Source organism: Candidatus Sulfurimonas baltica (assembly GCF_015265455.1).
Classification (GTDB): Bacteria; Campylobacterota; Campylobacteria; order Campylobacterales; family Sulfurimonadaceae; genus Sulfurimonas; species Sulfurimonas baltica.
Genome location: NZ_CP054492.1, coordinates 2,140,798 through 2,156,485, shown reverse-complemented (window position 1 = coordinate 2,156,485; position 15,688 = coordinate 2,140,798). Strand labels below are relative to the sequence as shown.

Genomic DNA, 15,688 nt, shown 5'->3' with positions numbered 1-15,688 from the left:
AAAGGATATTCAATGAAAATTGCAAAAAACATTACAGAACTTATTGGCAATACTCCAATGGTTGTATTAAACACACCATCAAGATTAAGCGGTGCAACTATTATTGGCAAGTGTGAGTTTATGAATCCTACCAGCTCTGTGAAAGATAGAATAGGCTTTAATATGATTAGACGAGCACAAGAAGCGGGTAAAATAATCAAGGGTACAACAATCATTGAGCCAACAAGTGGAAATACAGGGATAGCATTGGCAGCAAATTGTGCATCGCAAAAAATAAAACTAATTTTGACAATGCCTGAATCTATGAGTTTGGAAAGAAGAAGCCTTTTAAGAGCTTTAGGTGCCGAGCTTGTTTTAACACCCGCTTCAGAGGGTATGAATGGTGCAATAAATAAAGCAGATCAGTTACACAAAGAGATTCCAAACTCTATAGTTCTGCAACAGTTTGAAAATCCGGCAAATCCTGAAATTCACATGTTAACAACAGCTAATGAAATTTTAAATGATACGGATGGAAAGATTGATGCCTTTGTTGCAGCTGTTGGAACAGGTGGCACTTTGAGCGGTACTTCAAAAGTTTTAAAAGAGCATGTGAAAAATATAGCGATATTTGCAGTAGAACCAAAAGACTCAGCAGTACTATCAGGAGGGACTGCTGGTCCACATGCTATTCAAGGTATAGGCGCTGGTTTTATACCTAAAGCATTAGATATAACTGTGTATGGAGAAGTTATAAGAGTTAGTAATGAAGACGCCATAAATACAGCAAAAATGCTAGCCAAAGAGGAAGGGTTGCTTGTCGGAATATCTGCTGGCGCAAATGTATATGCAACAATGCAAGTTGCTTCTAGAGAAGAGTTTAGAGGTAAGACATTAGTGACAATTCTTTGTGATACAGGTGAGAGGTATCTAAGTACGGCATTATTTAGTGAATAATGTTTTTTTAGAAACCATTAGGGCAGTTGATGGAGAAATTTTTCATCTTTCATATCATCAAAAAAGGTATGAGAGTGTTTTGGAATCTTTTGGTATTAATGAACCTATGAATATAAAAGAGCTTTTAAATCCTCCAAAAATAGGCATATATAGATGTCGTCTGATATATGATATATCTAAAGTGCCACATGTAATAGATGTTACATACCATGAGTATAAAAAAAAAGAAGTAAACTCTTTAAAACTTGTTTTTAGCAATGAGATAGATTACCCAGTTAAATCTGTAAATAGAGATGAAATAGATGCCTTATATAATGAAAGAGATGATGCAGACGAGATACTTATCATCAAAAACTTATTAGTTTGTGATACAAGTATAGCTAATATTGCTTTTTATAGTAACGGAGAGTGGATTACATCTAAAAAACCACTTTTAAAAGGGACTACAAGAGCTAGACTTTTAGATGAAGGAAAGATAGTAGAGGCTGATATAAAAGTGCAAGATATTAGAAATTTTTCTAAAGTGGCACTTTTAAACGCTATGGTTGATTTTTATGTGTTAGATAGATGTGAGTTTTTGATATAATTTCGAAAAAGGATAATATTTGTTAGAGAATGTAATAGAAAATAAAGATTTTGCAAATTTAATGAAAACAAATATACACAGCTTGATAATTCATCTTTTTGAGAAAGAGCAAAACTTCGGGATTCTTTGTAGGATAGCTGACGTTTCTTTTGAGCCTCCCCTTCCAGATGAGATAAATAAAGAGTTTAGAGAGATGACTCTTTTTTTCTTAGCAGGGTATACATTTGAAACAGCAATAGTTATAGGTGATAATTTAATTTTTGAAGCAGGTTTTGGAGCAGATAATTTTGGTAGTTTGGTCAGTGTCCCGCTATTGAGTATTATACAAGTTATTGTAGATGAAACACCACTGCTTATAAATCTGGCTAGCTATAAAAAAAATAGTAAGAAAGAGAAGAAAGTAGATAGTGGCGGAGTTGAAAACTCTATGGCCTCATTCTTGTCAAATCCTGAAAATTCTAAGTTTTTAAAATAAATTTTTAAACTTAGAAAAACAAACTTTTGAGAAATTTTTAAACAAAGTGCAAACTATTGAATTAGTTTACACTTTATTCAGAGATAATAAAAAGTTTACTACGTTATCAACAAATGCATCGTGCTTTCTCTCTTTAAGATAAGCAATATAAAAGTGTCTCTCAATTTTATAATTTTTAAGTCTAGCCTCAAATAGTCTTCCATCTTTTAGCTCTTGTGCAATTACGTGACGCGACATAACCGATACAACAGGTCTCTCTGAATTTTTATTAGCATGTAGTATAGATTCTTTAATTGCAGTTGGACTTCCAAGAACTCCGAGTACATTAAAGTGGTTACACTGAACACCAATCTCTTCAAAAACTTCAGAAGTTAGCTTTCTGGTATGAGAGTGTTCATCTCTGCAAATCCAATCAAAGTCCATCAAATCTTCTGCAGATAAGTGTTTTTTTATAGGCTGATTTGAAAACACAACTAATTCATCTAAAACCCACTCTCTATACACGATACCATCTCTAAAAACAGGAGATTCAATAAGTGCGACATCTATTTTTTTATCTTGTAGTTGGTCGATTATTTCACTCGAAAGAGCAACATTCATGTAAACATTGTTATCAATTCTTTTTTTGATATCGCAAAGGTAGTTTGGTAAGATATAGTTTCCAATTGCATTTGATGAACCCATAACAAACGTAAAATCTTTGTTGATAATTTTTAAAAGTTCTTTTTCGCTTCCAGCTATCGCTTTTTCAAGTCTAGATGCAATTCTGTAAAGGTCTTCACCCTCTTTAGTTAGCAAAATACCATTCTTTTTTCTATCTACAATTTTCGTATCAAGGTAATCTTCAATAAACTTTATTTGCTGAGTAACGGCAGGTTGTGAGATTCCAAGTTTTGCTGATGCTTTTGAAAAACTTCTCTCTTTTATAACCATCAAGAAGGTTTGTAATTTCGCAAAATCTTTTAACATAATAATTCCTATAAGCTTAAATAATAGTCAAAATTATAACTCAAAATTATAATTAATGCAATAGGTTTGTAATAATTTATTTCTTTTTAGCTATAATAATTTAACAAATATAACATAGTGGCGAAATATGAAAAAAATCTTCGACAAACTAAATGATTCACAAACAAAAGCTGTAAAGCAATCAGAAGGTCCTGTTCTAATCTTAGCGGGAGCAGGGAGCGGAAAAACTACTACTATAGTTTCTCGTCTTGCCTATCTGGTTGAAGAGTTGGGTATTCCAGCATCAAACACTTTGACACTTACCTTCACTAATAAAGCGGCAAAAGAGATGAAAGAGCGTGCATCTGACATGATGGAGAATGCTGCTTATCCACCACTTTTATGTACATTTCACAAGTTTGGATTGCTGTTTTTAAAGTTTAATATTCATCTATTAAATAGACAGAACAACTTTGTAGTTATAGATACAGATGACAAAAAAAGAATTATAAAAAAGATAAATTCTGAAATTCCAACACAGTTAATAGCAAGTGAAATATCAAGATACAAAAACTCACTGCTAACCCCAGATGACGCCTATAAGCAGGCTGAACTATTTAACTATCAGCAGATTGCAAAAGTTTATGAAGAGTATGAGGTATATTTACTGGAAAATAATCTGGTCGATTTTGATGACTTGATTGCCCTTACTTATAGACTTTTAAATGAAAATGAGGAACTAGCGCGCGCTACATCTGAGAAGTACCGATATATCATGGTTGATGAGTACCAAGATACAAATGAGCTACAGTTAAAACTTCTACAAAAGCTTTGTTGTACACATAATAATCTCTGCGTTGTCGGTGATGATGACCAGAGTATTTATGGCTGGAGAGGAGCCCATATACGAAATATTATGGAGTTTGATCAAGACTTTGTCGGTACTGCTGTTTTCAAACTTGAAGAGAATTACCGTTCCCGTGAGCCAATATTAAAAGTAGCAAACTCGTTAATCGAGCACAATCGCTCAAGACTTGGAAAAAAACTTATCCCTACTCGCGGAAGTGGCGAAGATGTTACTGTCTTAAACTCTAATGATGAAAATGAAGAGTCCAAAAAGATTGCTTTAAAGATTGGTAAACTCTTGGACTCAGGAGTAAAAGCAGAAAATATAGCTGTTTTGTACAGAGTAAATGTTTTGAGCCGTTCTATAGAAGAGGGGCTGAATCGTTCAGGTATCAATTATAAGCTTGTCGGAGGATTGAGATTTTATGACAGGGCAGAGATAAAAGACCTTATAAGCTATATTAGAGTTATTACAAATTTTCATGATGATTTCTCTTTTAAGCGGATAGTAAATAAACCAAAGAGAGGCTTGGGAAAAGCAAGTGTAGATAAAATCGAGCTGGCCGCACATGCGAATGATACATCAATTTTTGAGTATATTAAAAAAGTGTCAGTTGCAGACTTGGAGTCTCTAGTTAGAGCAAAAAATACCAAAACACTTAAAAAGTTTATTAAAGATATTCAAAGTGTTGCAAAGTCTGTTGGTGAATCTACGTATAATTTTATAGATGTGCTGGAGGATACTTTCCATCTAAAGGACATCTATACTGGAATGCAGGATGAAGCGGATCGAGTCCTTAACATGGATGAGTTTTATGGACTATTCCGTGATTTTGTTAAAAATACTCCAGAGGCATCGTTGGATGAGTTTTTAAATGAACTAACTCTTCAGAGTGAGCAAGATCAGGTTGAGGGGGATAGTATTTATATGATGAGTATTCATGCCTCAAAAGGCTTGGAGTTTGACCATATTTTTGTTATTGGACTTGAAGAGGGCTTTTTGCCGCTTGTCGGTGATGGAAGCGACCTTGAAGAGGAGAGGCGCTTAGGTTATGTCTCTTTTACAAGAGCAAAAGACACTTTAACACTTTCACACGCCTCTAGTAGATTTTATAAGGGTCGCAGAAGCGATTTACAAAAAAGCAGGTTTTTTAATGAGGCTGGACTATGCGAGGGCTCACTGATTGTTGAAAAAAACACTGCATTTAAGAAAGGTGATTTGGTTCGTCATAAAATATTTGGAACAGGACGAGTAACCGGTATTAGCAAATCCGGAAGAGAGTTTAAACTAAATATTAATTTTGCCGGTACAAAAAGAGATATTTTAGCCTCGTTTGTAGAGAGACTATGAATAAACTCTTTGTAGCATATAAACCAACAAGCATTAGTTCAAATTTTTTCCTAACAAAGCTAAAAAGAAAATATAATACTAAAAAGGCTGGATTTTCCGGAACACTTGACCCTTTTGCAAAAGGTGTTTTGATTATTGGGATGGGTTCTCACACTAAACTTTTTCGCTTTTTAAACAAAGCTCCAAAAATTTACAGAGCAACCCTTTGGCTCGGAGCACAGTCAGATAGTTTAGATACAGAGTTAATTAAAAATGTAGAAATTTTACAAGAGCTTGCTGAAGAGGATGTTTTAAATGTTATCAAATCTTTAGAGGGTGAGCTTGAATATGAGCCGCCTATATTTAGTGCAAAGCAGATAAACGGACAAAGAGCTTATGACTTGGCTCGTGCAGGAAAAGAGTTTACGCTTAATAAAATAAACTCTACTATTTATGAAACAAAACTTATAAACTATTCACATCCATTTGTCACATTTGAAGCTACGGTCTCAGAGGGAACATACATACGTTCTCTTGGTCTTATGATTGCAAATAGACTAGGAGTAGAGTTTGGAAGTCTTAGTGCTTTAGAGAGACTAAGTGAGGGGCAGTTTCGGTATAATGATGAAAAGCTCTTGAATATTAAAAATTCTTTGAGCATTCCTGAGAATTTTTACACTGGAGAGAGTGATAATCTAAAATATGGAAGAGTTCTTGCTATAGAGGATTTAAAGACGAAAGAAGATGGCTATTATTGGCTTGATAGCGGTGGGTTTATCTCTATTATAAATGTAGTCAAATCAGAAGTAAAATATGAACTAGGCAGGATTGAATGTTAGTACTAGCTAGAAAATTAAATGAGTCAATTGTCCTAGGTGATGATACGGTTATAAAGATTATATCTATTGACAAGGGAGTGGTAAAGTTGGGAATAGAAGCTCCTAAAAGTGTAAGTATCATGAGAAGTGAATTACTCGAAGATGTTAAAGATTCAAATATTGCTTCCTCAAAAGAGGCAAGTTTGGATGATGTCAGCTTACTGCGATCTTTGATAAAAAAATAAGAGATAGTCTATGAAGATTTACAAAGCTTATGCAAAAGTAAATATCTTTTTAAAAATAACAGGCATGAGAGCTAATTATCATGAGATAATTTCCAGATTTATGAGAGTAGACTCTTTGTACGACGAACTCTCTTTTGTATTCAAAGAGAGTGACGAGTTTAAAATCATAGGTGATTTTTCATGCACCACAGAGCAAAACACAATATATAAAGCATATTTATCTCTTTTAGACTTCTTGAGCGAGCCATTGGCTGTCTCATTACAAAGTTTAATGCAAAAATATGCTGTACATGTAAAGAAAAATATCCCAGCATTTGCGGGGCTTGGCGGCGGAAGCAGTGATGCGGCTACATTTTTGAAAATGTGCAATGAAGTTTTACACTTAGGACTTTCTCAAAATGAACTAGCAACAGTAGGTCTAAAAGTAGGAGCTGACGTTCCGTTTTTTGTTTATGGATTTGACAGTGCAAATGTTGGCGGAATAGGTGAAGTTGTTGAGGAGTTTAAAGAACCTCTTTTAGAGTTTGAGGTTTTTACACCAAAAGTGGAGATAAGTACGCCAAAAGTTTATGCCGTTTATAGAGAAAACTTTTATGATCCAATAGATGGATTTAAAATGAACGAGTTGAAAACAACAACATCCTCTGAAATACTCAATAAAATGAGCATTGATGAAGCAAACGATCTGTTCAAACCAGCACTTCAAGAGTATAGAGAGTTGAAAAATCATTATAAACACGGATATTATTTCAGCGGAAGCGGAAGCAGTTTTTTTAGAATTAAATGAGTGAACTAGATTTGGTGATGATTTAGTGTTATAAAACTGAGGCAAGGAAATCAAACTAAATGGCACTAAGCTGGAACGAGATAAAAAACAGAGCGATAAACTTTTCCAAAGAGTGGGAAAGTGAAGCAAGAGAACATGCAGAATCGCAAAGCTTTTGGAATGAATTTTTCAATATTTTCGGCATTAGTCGTAAACGTGTAGCGTCCTTTGAAGAGCCTGTTAAAAAGCTCGGTGAAAAACGGGGGCGGATTGACCTTTTTTGGAAAGGTGTTTTGCTCGTCGAACACAAATCAAAAGGCAAAGATTTAGACAAAGCCTACACTCAGGCACTTGATTATTTCCCCGGCTTAAAAGAAGCCGAACTTCCAAAATACATTCTCATCTCCGATTTTGAAATCTTTAGACTTTATGACTTAGAAGAGAACACCACGCACGAATTTAACATAAACGAACTCTACAAAAATGTCAATCTTTTTGGTTTTATAGCAGGCTACACAAAACATAAAGTTGTTGCAGAAGACCCCATCAACATCAAAGCCGCCCTGCTTATGGGAAAACTTCATGATGCGCTCAAAGAGACAGGTTATGACGGGCATCCGCTAGAGCATTTTTTAGTAAGGCTTCTGTTTTTACTTTTTGCAGAAGATACAGCCATTTTTGAAAAAAGACTTTTTACGGAGTTTCTTGAAAATAAAACACATGAAGATGGAAGTGATGTCGGGAGTAAACTAGCCGAACTTTATCAAGTGTTAAACACACCGCAAGAAAAAAGACTCAAAAATCTTGATGAGAGTGTAAACGCATTTCCTTATGTAAACGGAAGGCTTTTTGAAGAGTTTTTGCCGATAGTTTCGTTCGATACTAAAATGCGAGAAGCACTTTTGGAGTGCTGTTATCTTGACTGGGCACTGATAAGCCCTGCGATTTTTGGCTCACTTTTTCAGTCCATCATGGACAAAGCCCACAGACGAAATCTAGGTGCGCACTACACAAGTGAGGGCAACATCTTAAAGCTCATAAAACCTCTCTTTTTAGATGAACTTTATGAAAAATTTGAAAAAGTAAAGAAAAACAAAACGAAGCTCCAAGAGTTTCACAAAGAACTCTCAACACTCCACTTTTTAGACCCTGCATGTGGAAGCGGAAACTTTCTTATTCTCTCATACAGGGAGTTACGCAAACTCGAATTTGAAATTTTAAAACTCTTACATGTAGAGAGTGTTTTGGATATTGAAGCCATAGTTTGGTGTGACGTTGACCAGTTTCACGGCATAGAGTACGAAGAGTTTGCCGCACAGATAGCCAGAGTTGCCATGTGGCTCATCGACCATCAAATGAACATGATGATAAGTGAGTATTTCGGACAATATTTCGCAAGACTTCCGCTCAAAAAATCGGCAAATATCGTGCATGGAAATTCTTTACATGTAGAGTGGGAAGATGTGATAGCAAAAGATAAACTCTCTTTTATTCTTGGAAATCCGCCGTTTATAGGCAAGCAATTGCAAGGCAAAGAACAAAAAGAAGATATGAAAAAAATCTTTGGCAAAGTTCAGGGTGCAGGAGTTTTAGACTATGTTACGGCTTGGTATCTCAAAGCCGCACGCTACATTCAAAATACAAACATAAAAGTTGCCTTTGTCTCCACAAACTCCATCGCTCAGGGCGAACAGGTCGGCATACTTTGGAAAGAACTGTTTGATAACTATAAAATAAAAATCCACTTTGCACATCAAACTTTTAACTGGAGCAACGAAGCAAAAGCAAACGCAGCTGTACATGTAGTGATAATCGGATTTGCAAATTTTGACAGCGACAACAAAACTATCTTTGAATATGAAGATATTAAAGCAGAACCACATGCTAAGAGTGTAAAAAATATCAATCCTTATTTGGTTGAAGGCGATGATTTTGTAATTGAGAAAAGAAGAAAACCAATTTGCGATGTTCCAAATATATCTTTTGGTAGTATGCCAAATGACGGCGGAAACTTTTTACTTACCGATGAAGATAAAGCAGAACTTTTACTACAAGAGCCAATGGCTGAAAAATATATAAAACCATTACTAAGTGCAAGTGAATTTTTAAACGGTAAAAATAGATGGTGTTTGTGGCTTGAAGATTTAGAACCAAATGATTTAAAATCAATGCCACAGGTTAAGCAACGCATAGAAAATGTAAAAAAACTAAGAGAAGAAAGTACGAGAGAAGCTACCAAAAAACTAGCAGAGTATCCGACTCTTTTTGGAGAGAACAGACAGTCAAAAAGTAATTTTGTATTGATTCCATTACATTCATCAGAAAATAGAATATATATACCAATGGGATTTTTTAATGAAAAGTATATAGCAAATAATTCAACAAGTACAATTCCAATAAATTCTTTGTCACATTTTGGAATTTTAACATCGCTGATGCACATGACCTGGGTCAAATATACGGCTGGAAGAATTAAAAGTGATTACAGATATTCAAATGAGCTAGTTTACAACAACTACCCATTCCCAAAAAATGTAAGCGAAAAAAATAGACTACATGTAGAAGAAAAAGCACAAAAAGTTTTAGAGGTTCGAGAGAGTTTCAAAGACAGCTCACTAGCCGACCTCTACGACCCACTAGCCATGCCACCAAAACTAAAAAAAGCCCACCAAGAGTTAGACAAAGCAGTAGACAAATGCTACACAAATAAAATTTTCAAAAATGACAAAGAGAGAATTGAGTTTTTGTTTGAGTTGTATGAGGAGTATTTGGGTGAAAGTAATTGATGGAGGGTTGAAAATATAATGCATTTGTATAAATATGTGAGTAATCCAAATTTTATTTTGAATGATGGTTATATTCGTGCTACTCAATTAAGTGCTTTAAACGATCCATTTGAAGCAACTTATTCTAAAAAAGCATTAAAAAAATTAACAAAAGAATTTAATTGTGAGTTAGATGACAAAGAGCTTCTAAAGTATATTGAAGAGAATAAACATAAAGTTTGTGTTATCAGTTTTACAGAGGCTAAGGATGATTTATTAATGTGGGCACATTATGCAAACGAACATAAAGGTGCATTAATAGGATTTTCTTTTTATACAGGCTATACAGTTTTTTTTAAGAAATTATTTAGATTTACAGAAACAGCTCTTGATAAACCTTTTGATTATTATGATGGCAAATGTCATGCAATAATATATAGAAAACAACAAATGTATAAAATTGATATGTTTGATAGAGACTATAGTAATATTTCTGTTGAAGGTGAAGATAGATTATTATTTGAAATATTTCTTCAAAAAAGTGATGAATGGATATATGAAAAAGAGCATAGAATTATTTTAAAACTTTCTCAAGCTGATAAAGTGATATTGGATGATTTTGATAAGTATAAGGATATAAAATTTATTGATAATATGTTAAATAATGACATATCGGAAAACCCTAAAATTGAATTTGAAAGTTGTAAAAAAGAGAATGGTGATAAATGTACAAAACTTCATATATTTTTAGAAGATATTGAAAGTGAAGAGGATAGAAGTGTATGGGGAAATTCACTAGCAAATTTAGCAAAAAATAACCCTGAAATTTTGTATCTATTTAAAATAGATTCTAGTTCTATATGCTCTTTAACTTATGGAATAAAATCTAGTAAAGAAATTAGGAATAACGAGTATTTATATCCAAAGCAAACAGGTTATTTTGAAAGATATAACACTAGGTTAAATAAAAAAAATTATACATTGAAATTTCAAAAAATAGAGGAATGAAATTTGAGATATTACGTCAATTCTTAATGTCCGTTAGAAAAAATACAAGAAAATAAAGGCTAACCAATGAACTATAAAATATTCTGCGATGAAAGCAACCATTTACTGAACGACAGCTCAAATATCATGGTAAACGGTGCTATTTTGATAGATGAAGAAAAAGTTGTAGAAGCCAACAAATATATAAAATTTTTACGACATAAACATAACTATCATAATGAGATAAAATGGACAAAACTCATAAACAAACAGCAAGAATTTTATAAAGAGTTGATAGAGTATTTTTTTAGCAGTGAGTTTATGAAGTTTAAAGCGACTCTTGTCGTAAACAAATCCGACCAAAAGCATGAGCAGTACAATAGAACGCATGATGATTTTTACTATGTAGTTTATTTTTACACTTTGAGAAACTTTTTGTATAGAGACAGCCAATATAAAATATATTTGGACTATAAAGACACCAAAGGCAGAGAGAAAGTAAAAGAGCTTGAGAGGGTTCTCAAAAATGATAGATTGAGCGAAATAGATTTTTATATTATTCACTCTTTTGAGTCCAATATTATTCAGCTTTGTGACCTTTTTATAGGTGCTATCGGGTATAAAAATAGAAAAGATATAGAGAAAAAAAGTGAGATAAAAAAATATATCATAGAGCAGATAGAGCTAAATTGCGGATATGAAATCATAGGCACTAAACCTTGGATAGAAAAGTTTAATATTTTTAGATGGAGTCTGTAGTGTTTAGTGAAATTATAGACTTAGACACCATAGAAATCACGGAACTTTTTGATGTTTTGTATGACTATTTTTGTGAAAATTTTGTAGATAAGAAAACTTACCTCAATAGCAATATTTATATAAATCCAAAATCAAATCAAAAAGATGATGGCAAAGAATTAGTATTTTGGCATCTCACAACACGAGAAACTAAAATACAGAAAAAAGTTGGCAACAGATGGATTGTAGAGAAAGAGAGACTGCCCGATTATCGCAGGTCTGAGAGATTGGTTTGGATAAAAAAGATAATTGAAAATCATGCAATTGATGAAGTCAAAATGTTTTATCATCAAGAAACAAATGTAACAAAAGATATTAGATTATATTTGTGGCTGAAAGATTATGATTTTGTGGTAATTCTGCAGAAGTTAGGTAAAAGTAGCTCCTATTTAGTCACAAGTTTCTATGTTGACAGAGAGGGAAAAAGGCAAGAGTATCAAAAACGATATAAGAATTATAACTCAAAAAAAGATGTAAAATTGATTGGCTGTGAGTGGTTTTAAAGATGGTCGCTTATTATCAACCGAGCGAGTAGCGGCTACCTCTGGATACTCAATGGTATCTGAGCGGTGTAATTGTATTGTAATTACTTTTAAAACTTTATTATAAGGTTAAAGTAATTTATGAAAATGACCCAATTACCTATCCGAAGAAGCCTCCCTTGGAGTCTTGTCAGTAGCTAGGAACCTTTCGTATAATCATATCATAAATGAAATACAGCTATAATACAAAAAATAAAATAAGGAAAATCAAACAATGGGCGAAACAATAGCAAAAAATAAAAAAGCCTATTTTGATTACTATATAGAAGAAAAATTTGAAGCCGGAATGGTTCTTGCCGGAAGCGAAGTGAAAGGTGTACGGGCAAGCCGAGTAAATATAAAAGACAGTTTTATCCGTTTTGTACATGGCGAAGCATTTTTATTTAATGCGCACATAGGAAGACTAGAGACCACTCACCACTTCTATTCACACGAAGAGAGAGGAAGCAGAAAACTTCTTCTTCATAAAAAAGAGATAGTGAAGCTGATAAAAGCAGTTGAGAGAGATGGATATACCATTGTCCCTTTGCAGTTATACTTTAATGCTAGAAATATCGTGAAGATTCAGATTGCAATTGCAAAAGGAAAACAGCTTCACGATAAAAGACATGATCTTAAAGAAAAAGATATGAAGCGGGATATTGACAGAGCGATGAAAGATTTATAATGAGGCTATCTTTTTTTCTGCTTTTTCTTACATGTAGCGTTTTTGCTTTAAATATTGATATCTCAAATAGCACTATTGCTAACGGGAAAACAGCACTCTTAGAGTTTAAAAAAGAGAAAAATATCAGCTACGAAAAAATAGTTGTGGATAAAAAAACATATAAAATATTTGATAACCCGATTAATAGTGAAATGTCTTACGTTTTGCTTCCTATTAGTTACTATGAAAAGCCAAGTAAAAAAAAAGTAGAGCTTTTTTATAAAGAAGCAAAAAAGCAAAAAACTAAAACTCTGTTTTTCAAGATTGAAGATGCAAAGTATAAAAAAGAAAAAATAAAAGTAGATGGCTCAAAAGTTACCCTTAGCAAAGAAGACAGTAAAAGAGCTTCAAAAGAGTATGCAGAGGCTATGCAAATATATAAAACTACGAATGAAAAAAGTTATATATCACAAAGTTTTATATTACCACTAAATACAAAAATAACAAGTGAATTTGGAAAAGCAAGAGTTTATAATGATTCGCTAAAAGGTTATCATAGCGGAACAGATTTCAGGGCTAAAGTAGGGACTCCTTTAATTGCATGTAATGATGGGTTGGTTGTTTTGGCCACAGACAGATTTTATTCGGGAGGCTCGGTTATAGTGGATCACGGACAAGGGGTATACTCTTGTTATTACCACATGAGCAAGCTTGATGTTCAAAAGGGTACAATAGTTAAAAGAGGTGAGCTTTTAGGCTTGTCCGGAGATAGCGGAAGAGTAACAGGTCCCCATCTTCACTTTAGTTTTAGAGTTGGAGGTGAACAAGTTGACCCTCTTCAGTTAATGAAGTTAATAAACAAAAATCTACTAAATAAATGATAAAATTTCATTTTGTGAAACAATATTAAGGGATAACAATAATGACAACTTTTCAACTACTAATGCTTGGTGCCTCTGCATTTTTCGCATTTAAAATATATGAGCATATTCAAACACTTCAAGACCCTGAAGTGGCAGATAGCAAAGAGGCTTCCGATGAAACGAGAAGTGCTGATGCTTTTTCTGTTTTTTCACCGGAATCTTTAATTATTAGAGCAGATGAATCTTTTAAAGAGGGTGATTTGCAAAAATCGTTAGCACTGCTAACCGAGGCCAATGCAAAAGCTAAAAATAATCCTGATGTTCTTTTTAAAATAGGGTATATTCTTCAGCAGCTGAACAACAATGACGAAGCACTAAAATATTATAAAGAAGCTTTAGAGTTGGACAAAAAAAATGATTATATACACAACTCTATTGCAAGTATATATAGAGCAAATGGTGAGTTCATATCGGCTAAAATGCACCTAAATGAGTCTTTAGCTATAGATTCTCAAAATGCAATAACGTACTACAATTACGGAAATCTTTTAGTAGATATGAATCATCCAGACGAAGCAATAGAGATGTATAAAAGGGCAATAGAGATAAATCCAGATTTTGATGAAGCAAAAGAAGAGTTGCAAAAACTCTCTTAGGAGAAATAGATGAAAATATCAGAAATATATAAATTATTGGATAACTTATCCCCTTTTGATATTCAAGAGCCTTGGGATAATTCCGGTCTTTTAATAGGAGACTTTTCACAAGAGATAAAACAAATTGTTTTAAGTATAGATGTTGATGAAGCTTTGATAGACTCTATGCAAGACAATGCTCTGCTCATAACACACCATCCTCTTATTTTTGGTGGATTAAAGCAGTTGGAGTTCAATAAATATCCGGCAAACCTTATCCAGAAAATGATAAAGAAAAATATCTCAAATATAGCTATGCACACAAATTTTGACCAGACTCATCTAAATGAATATGTGGCAACTGAAGTTTTAGGATATAAAATTTCTCATAAAGATGGTTTTGTTGCTTATTTGGATGTGAATGAAGATTTTGATAAATTTGCTAAAAAGGTTGCCTCTGCTTTTGGACTTCCACATGCAAAATGTGTCAAAGGTGCAAACTTTATAAAAAAAGCAGCACTAACCACAGGCTCAGGATGTTCTTTAATCAAGTCTATTGACGCTGATTGCTTTCTTACAGGTGATGTGAAATATCACGATGCAATGGAGGCGAAAAGTATTAATTTATCACTAATTGACATAGGTCATTATGAAAGTGAGCACTTTTTTGCAAAGATTTTACTTAAACATTTGAAAATTTTAGGTTTAGAAGCTATAATTGCATCATCAAAAAATCCTTTTACTTATATTTAAGCAATTGGCATTACTACTTAATCCAAAGGAGATTAATGAACTCACACCTTAAACAATTGATTGACCTGTCACACATAGATAAAGCTATAGATGCTTTTGAGCCTCAAATAGAAGAGGCTAACTACAAGCTTGAAGCAGCATTAGCAAAAAAACAGAGTATTGATTCTGACATTGAAAACTTAACTAATGAGATAAAAGACGAGCAAGTTAAAAAGCATAAAAATGAACTTCATTTAGCTGAACTTTCTCAAAAATTAGAGAGTAATTCTAAAAAAAGTGGTGAAATCAAGACAGAACGTGAGATGAAATCACTTCAACTTGAAGAAGAGATTGCAAAAGAGCAGGTTACTTTTGCAAATGAAGAGATAGCTAGATTAGAAAAAATTATTGAGTTAAAAACTGAGCAGGTAGAGTCGGCAAAAGAGTCTCTCTCAGAGCTTGATGCAAGTTTAGAATCAGTAAGAAAAGAGGTTGATGAGAAACTTGAAATTATCAATAAATCTCGTCAAGAGGTGTTTGTTAAAAAAGAGAAACTACTTTCAGAAGTGAATCAAAAAGGGTTGACTTTTTATCAAAAAATCCGTAGATGGGCTAAAAACAGCACTGTAGTGGCTGTTGAAGAGCAAGCTTGTATGGGTTGTAATATGCTAATTAATGATAAAATTTATGCAGATGTTATAAAAGCTGAAGAGATTACTACATGTCCACATTGTGGTCGTATTCTTTATATGGGCGATACTGAAGAGTAG

16 protein-coding genes and 1 pseudogene are annotated in these 15,688 nt (G+C 33.4%); 16 read left to right on the top strand and 1 reads right to left on the bottom strand.

The annotated features are described in order from the left end of the window. Window positions 1-12: 12 nt before the first annotated feature. The 3 genes from cysK to HUE88_RS10860 are packed head-to-tail and all read left to right on the top strand — an operon-like array spanning window position 13 to window position 1,997. The gene (cysK, locus tag HUE88_RS10870) at window positions 13-936 is read left to right on the top strand and encodes a cysteine synthase A (RefSeq protein WP_194368946.1); all 924 of its coding nucleotides are present in this window, start codon (window positions 13-15) and stop codon (window positions 934-936) included. Next, entirely contained in the window at window positions 929-1,522 is a 594-nt protein-coding gene (locus HUE88_RS10865; RefSeq protein ID WP_194368944.1) for an aminotransferase class IV family protein, read from the top strand. The genes cysK and HUE88_RS10865 overlap by 8 nt, the downstream gene beginning before the upstream one ends. A 19-nt stretch (window positions 1,523-1,541) precedes the next feature. Beyond that, the gene (locus HUE88_RS10860) at window positions 1,542-1,997 is read left to right on the top strand and encodes a hypothetical protein (RefSeq protein WP_194368942.1); all 456 of its coding nucleotides are present in this window, start codon (window positions 1,542-1,544) and stop codon (window positions 1,995-1,997) included. A 66-nt stretch (window positions 1,998-2,063) separates the two neighbouring features. On the opposite strand, the gene HUE88_RS10855 is transcribed toward HUE88_RS10860, so the two are convergent. Next, complete coding sequence (locus tag HUE88_RS10855) at window positions 2,064-2,966, bottom strand: LysR family transcriptional regulator (protein ID WP_194368940.1); 903 nt, start codon at window positions 2,964-2,966, stop codon at window positions 2,064-2,066. Between the two features lie 127 nt (window positions 2,967-3,093). Here HUE88_RS10855 and HUE88_RS10850 point away from each other — a divergent pair, with 127 nt between their 5' ends. The 13 genes and pseudogenes from HUE88_RS10850 (at window position 3,094) to HUE88_RS10790 (ending at window position 15,688) form a co-directional block, all read left to right on the top strand. Next, entirely contained in the window at window positions 3,094-5,142 is a 2,049-nt protein-coding gene (locus tag HUE88_RS10850) for an ATP-dependent helicase (protein ID WP_194368938.1), read from the top strand. Next, a complete protein-coding gene (truB, locus tag HUE88_RS10845; RefSeq protein WP_194368936.1) occupies window positions 5,139-5,960 on the top strand; it encodes a tRNA pseudouridine(55) synthase TruB in 822 nt (273 codons plus the stop codon). The genes HUE88_RS10850 and truB overlap by 4 nt, the downstream gene beginning before the upstream one ends. After that, a complete protein-coding gene (gene csrA, locus HUE88_RS10840; RefSeq protein ID WP_194368934.1) occupies window positions 5,954-6,184 on the top strand; it encodes a carbon storage regulator CsrA in 231 nt (76 codons plus the stop codon). The genes truB and csrA overlap by 7 nt, the downstream gene beginning before the upstream one ends. A 10-nt stretch (window positions 6,185-6,194) precedes the next feature. Then, window positions 6,195-6,971 (top strand): 4-(cytidine 5'-diphospho)-2-C-methyl-D-erythritol kinase, encoded by a 777-nt coding sequence (locus HUE88_RS10835; protein WP_194368932.1) that lies wholly within the window; start codon window positions 6,195-6,197, stop codon window positions 6,969-6,971. Window positions 6,972-7,030: 59 nt separating this feature from the next. Next, on the top strand, window positions 7,031-9,736 hold the full coding sequence (locus HUE88_RS10830; RefSeq protein ID WP_194368930.1) for a class I SAM-dependent DNA methyltransferase: 2,706 nt from the start codon (window positions 7,031-7,033) through the stop codon (window positions 9,734-9,736). An 18-nt stretch (window positions 9,737-9,754) separates the two neighbouring features. Beyond that, a complete protein-coding gene (locus tag HUE88_RS10825; RefSeq protein ID WP_194368928.1) occupies window positions 9,755-10,723 on the top strand; it encodes a DUF2971 domain-containing protein in 969 nt (322 codons plus the stop codon). 66 nt (window positions 10,724-10,789) lie between these two features. Continuing rightward, entirely contained in the window at window positions 10,790-11,461 is a 672-nt protein-coding gene (locus tag HUE88_RS10820) for a DUF3800 domain-containing protein (protein WP_194368927.1), read from the top strand. Beyond that, window positions 11,461-12,003 carry a hypothetical protein gene (locus HUE88_RS10815; RefSeq protein WP_229860071.1) on the top strand — a complete coding sequence of 181 codons (543 nt, stop codon included), beginning with the start codon at window positions 11,461-11,463 and terminating at the stop codon, window positions 12,001-12,003. The genes HUE88_RS10820 and HUE88_RS10815 overlap by 1 nt, the downstream gene beginning before the upstream one ends. A 250-nt stretch (window positions 12,004-12,253) precedes the next feature. Continuing rightward, window positions 12,254-12,709 (top strand): annotated as a pseudogene (smpB, locus tag HUE88_RS10810) (SsrA-binding protein SmpB); the annotation flags it as partial. Then, window positions 12,709-13,569 (top strand): peptidoglycan metallopeptidase Pgp3, encoded by an 861-nt coding sequence (gene pgp3 / locus HUE88_RS10805; RefSeq protein WP_194368920.1) that lies wholly within the window; start codon window positions 12,709-12,711, stop codon window positions 13,567-13,569. The pseudogene smpB and the gene pgp3, both read left to right, overlap by 1 nt. 41 nt (window positions 13,570-13,610) lie before the next feature. Further along, the gene (locus HUE88_RS10800; RefSeq protein ID WP_194368918.1) at window positions 13,611-14,207 is read left to right on the top strand and encodes a tetratricopeptide repeat protein; all 597 of its coding nucleotides are present in this window, start codon (window positions 13,611-13,613) and stop codon (window positions 14,205-14,207) included. A 9-nt stretch (window positions 14,208-14,216) separates the two neighbouring features. Next, complete coding sequence (locus HUE88_RS10795; RefSeq protein WP_194368916.1) at window positions 14,217-14,939, top strand: Nif3-like dinuclear metal center hexameric protein; 723 nt, start codon at window positions 14,217-14,219, stop codon at window positions 14,937-14,939. A gap of 35 nt (window positions 14,940-14,974) precedes the next feature. Then, window positions 14,975-15,688, top strand: coding sequence for a zinc ribbon domain-containing protein (locus HUE88_RS10790; protein WP_194368915.1), 714 nt, complete (start codon window positions 14,975-14,977; stop codon window positions 15,686-15,688).

What these genes read in the sequence shown, in the direction of transcription:
- cysK (WP_194368946.1), top strand. Translation starts at nt 13, where the DNA reads ATGAAAATTGCAAAAAACATTACAGAACTTATTGGCAATACTCCAATG.
- HUE88_RS10855 (WP_194368940.1), bottom strand. Translation starts at nt 2,966, where the DNA reads ATGTTAAAAGATTTTGCGAAATTACAAACCTTCTTGATGGTTATAAAA.
- HUE88_RS10850 (WP_194368938.1), top strand. Translation starts at nt 3,094, where the DNA reads ATGAAAAAAATCTTCGACAAACTAAATGATTCACAAACAAAAGCTGTA.
- truB (WP_194368936.1), top strand. Translation starts at nt 5,139, where the DNA reads ATGAATAAACTCTTTGTAGCATATAAACCAACAAGCATTAGTTCAAAT.
- csrA (WP_194368934.1), top strand. Translation starts at nt 5,954, where the DNA reads ATGTTAGTACTAGCTAGAAAATTAAATGAGTCAATTGTCCTAGGTGAT.
- HUE88_RS10835 (WP_194368932.1), top strand. Translation starts at nt 6,195, where the DNA reads ATGAAGATTTACAAAGCTTATGCAAAAGTAAATATCTTTTTAAAAATA.
- HUE88_RS10830 (WP_194368930.1), top strand. Translation starts at nt 7,031, where the DNA reads ATGGCACTAAGCTGGAACGAGATAAAAAACAGAGCGATAAACTTTTCC.
- HUE88_RS10825 (WP_194368928.1), top strand. Translation starts at nt 9,755, where the DNA reads ATGCATTTGTATAAATATGTGAGTAATCCAAATTTTATTTTGAATGAT.
- HUE88_RS10820 (WP_194368927.1), top strand. Translation starts at nt 10,790, where the DNA reads ATGAACTATAAAATATTCTGCGATGAAAGCAACCATTTACTGAACGAC.
- pgp3 (WP_194368920.1), top strand. Translation starts at nt 12,709, where the DNA reads ATGAGGCTATCTTTTTTTCTGCTTTTTCTTACATGTAGCGTTTTTGCT.
- HUE88_RS10800 (WP_194368918.1), top strand. Translation starts at nt 13,611, where the DNA reads ATGACAACTTTTCAACTACTAATGCTTGGTGCCTCTGCATTTTTCGCA.
- HUE88_RS10795 (WP_194368916.1), top strand. Translation starts at nt 14,217, where the DNA reads ATGAAAATATCAGAAATATATAAATTATTGGATAACTTATCCCCTTTT.
- HUE88_RS10790 (WP_194368915.1), top strand. Translation starts at nt 14,975, where the DNA reads ATGAACTCACACCTTAAACAATTGATTGACCTGTCACACATAGATAAA.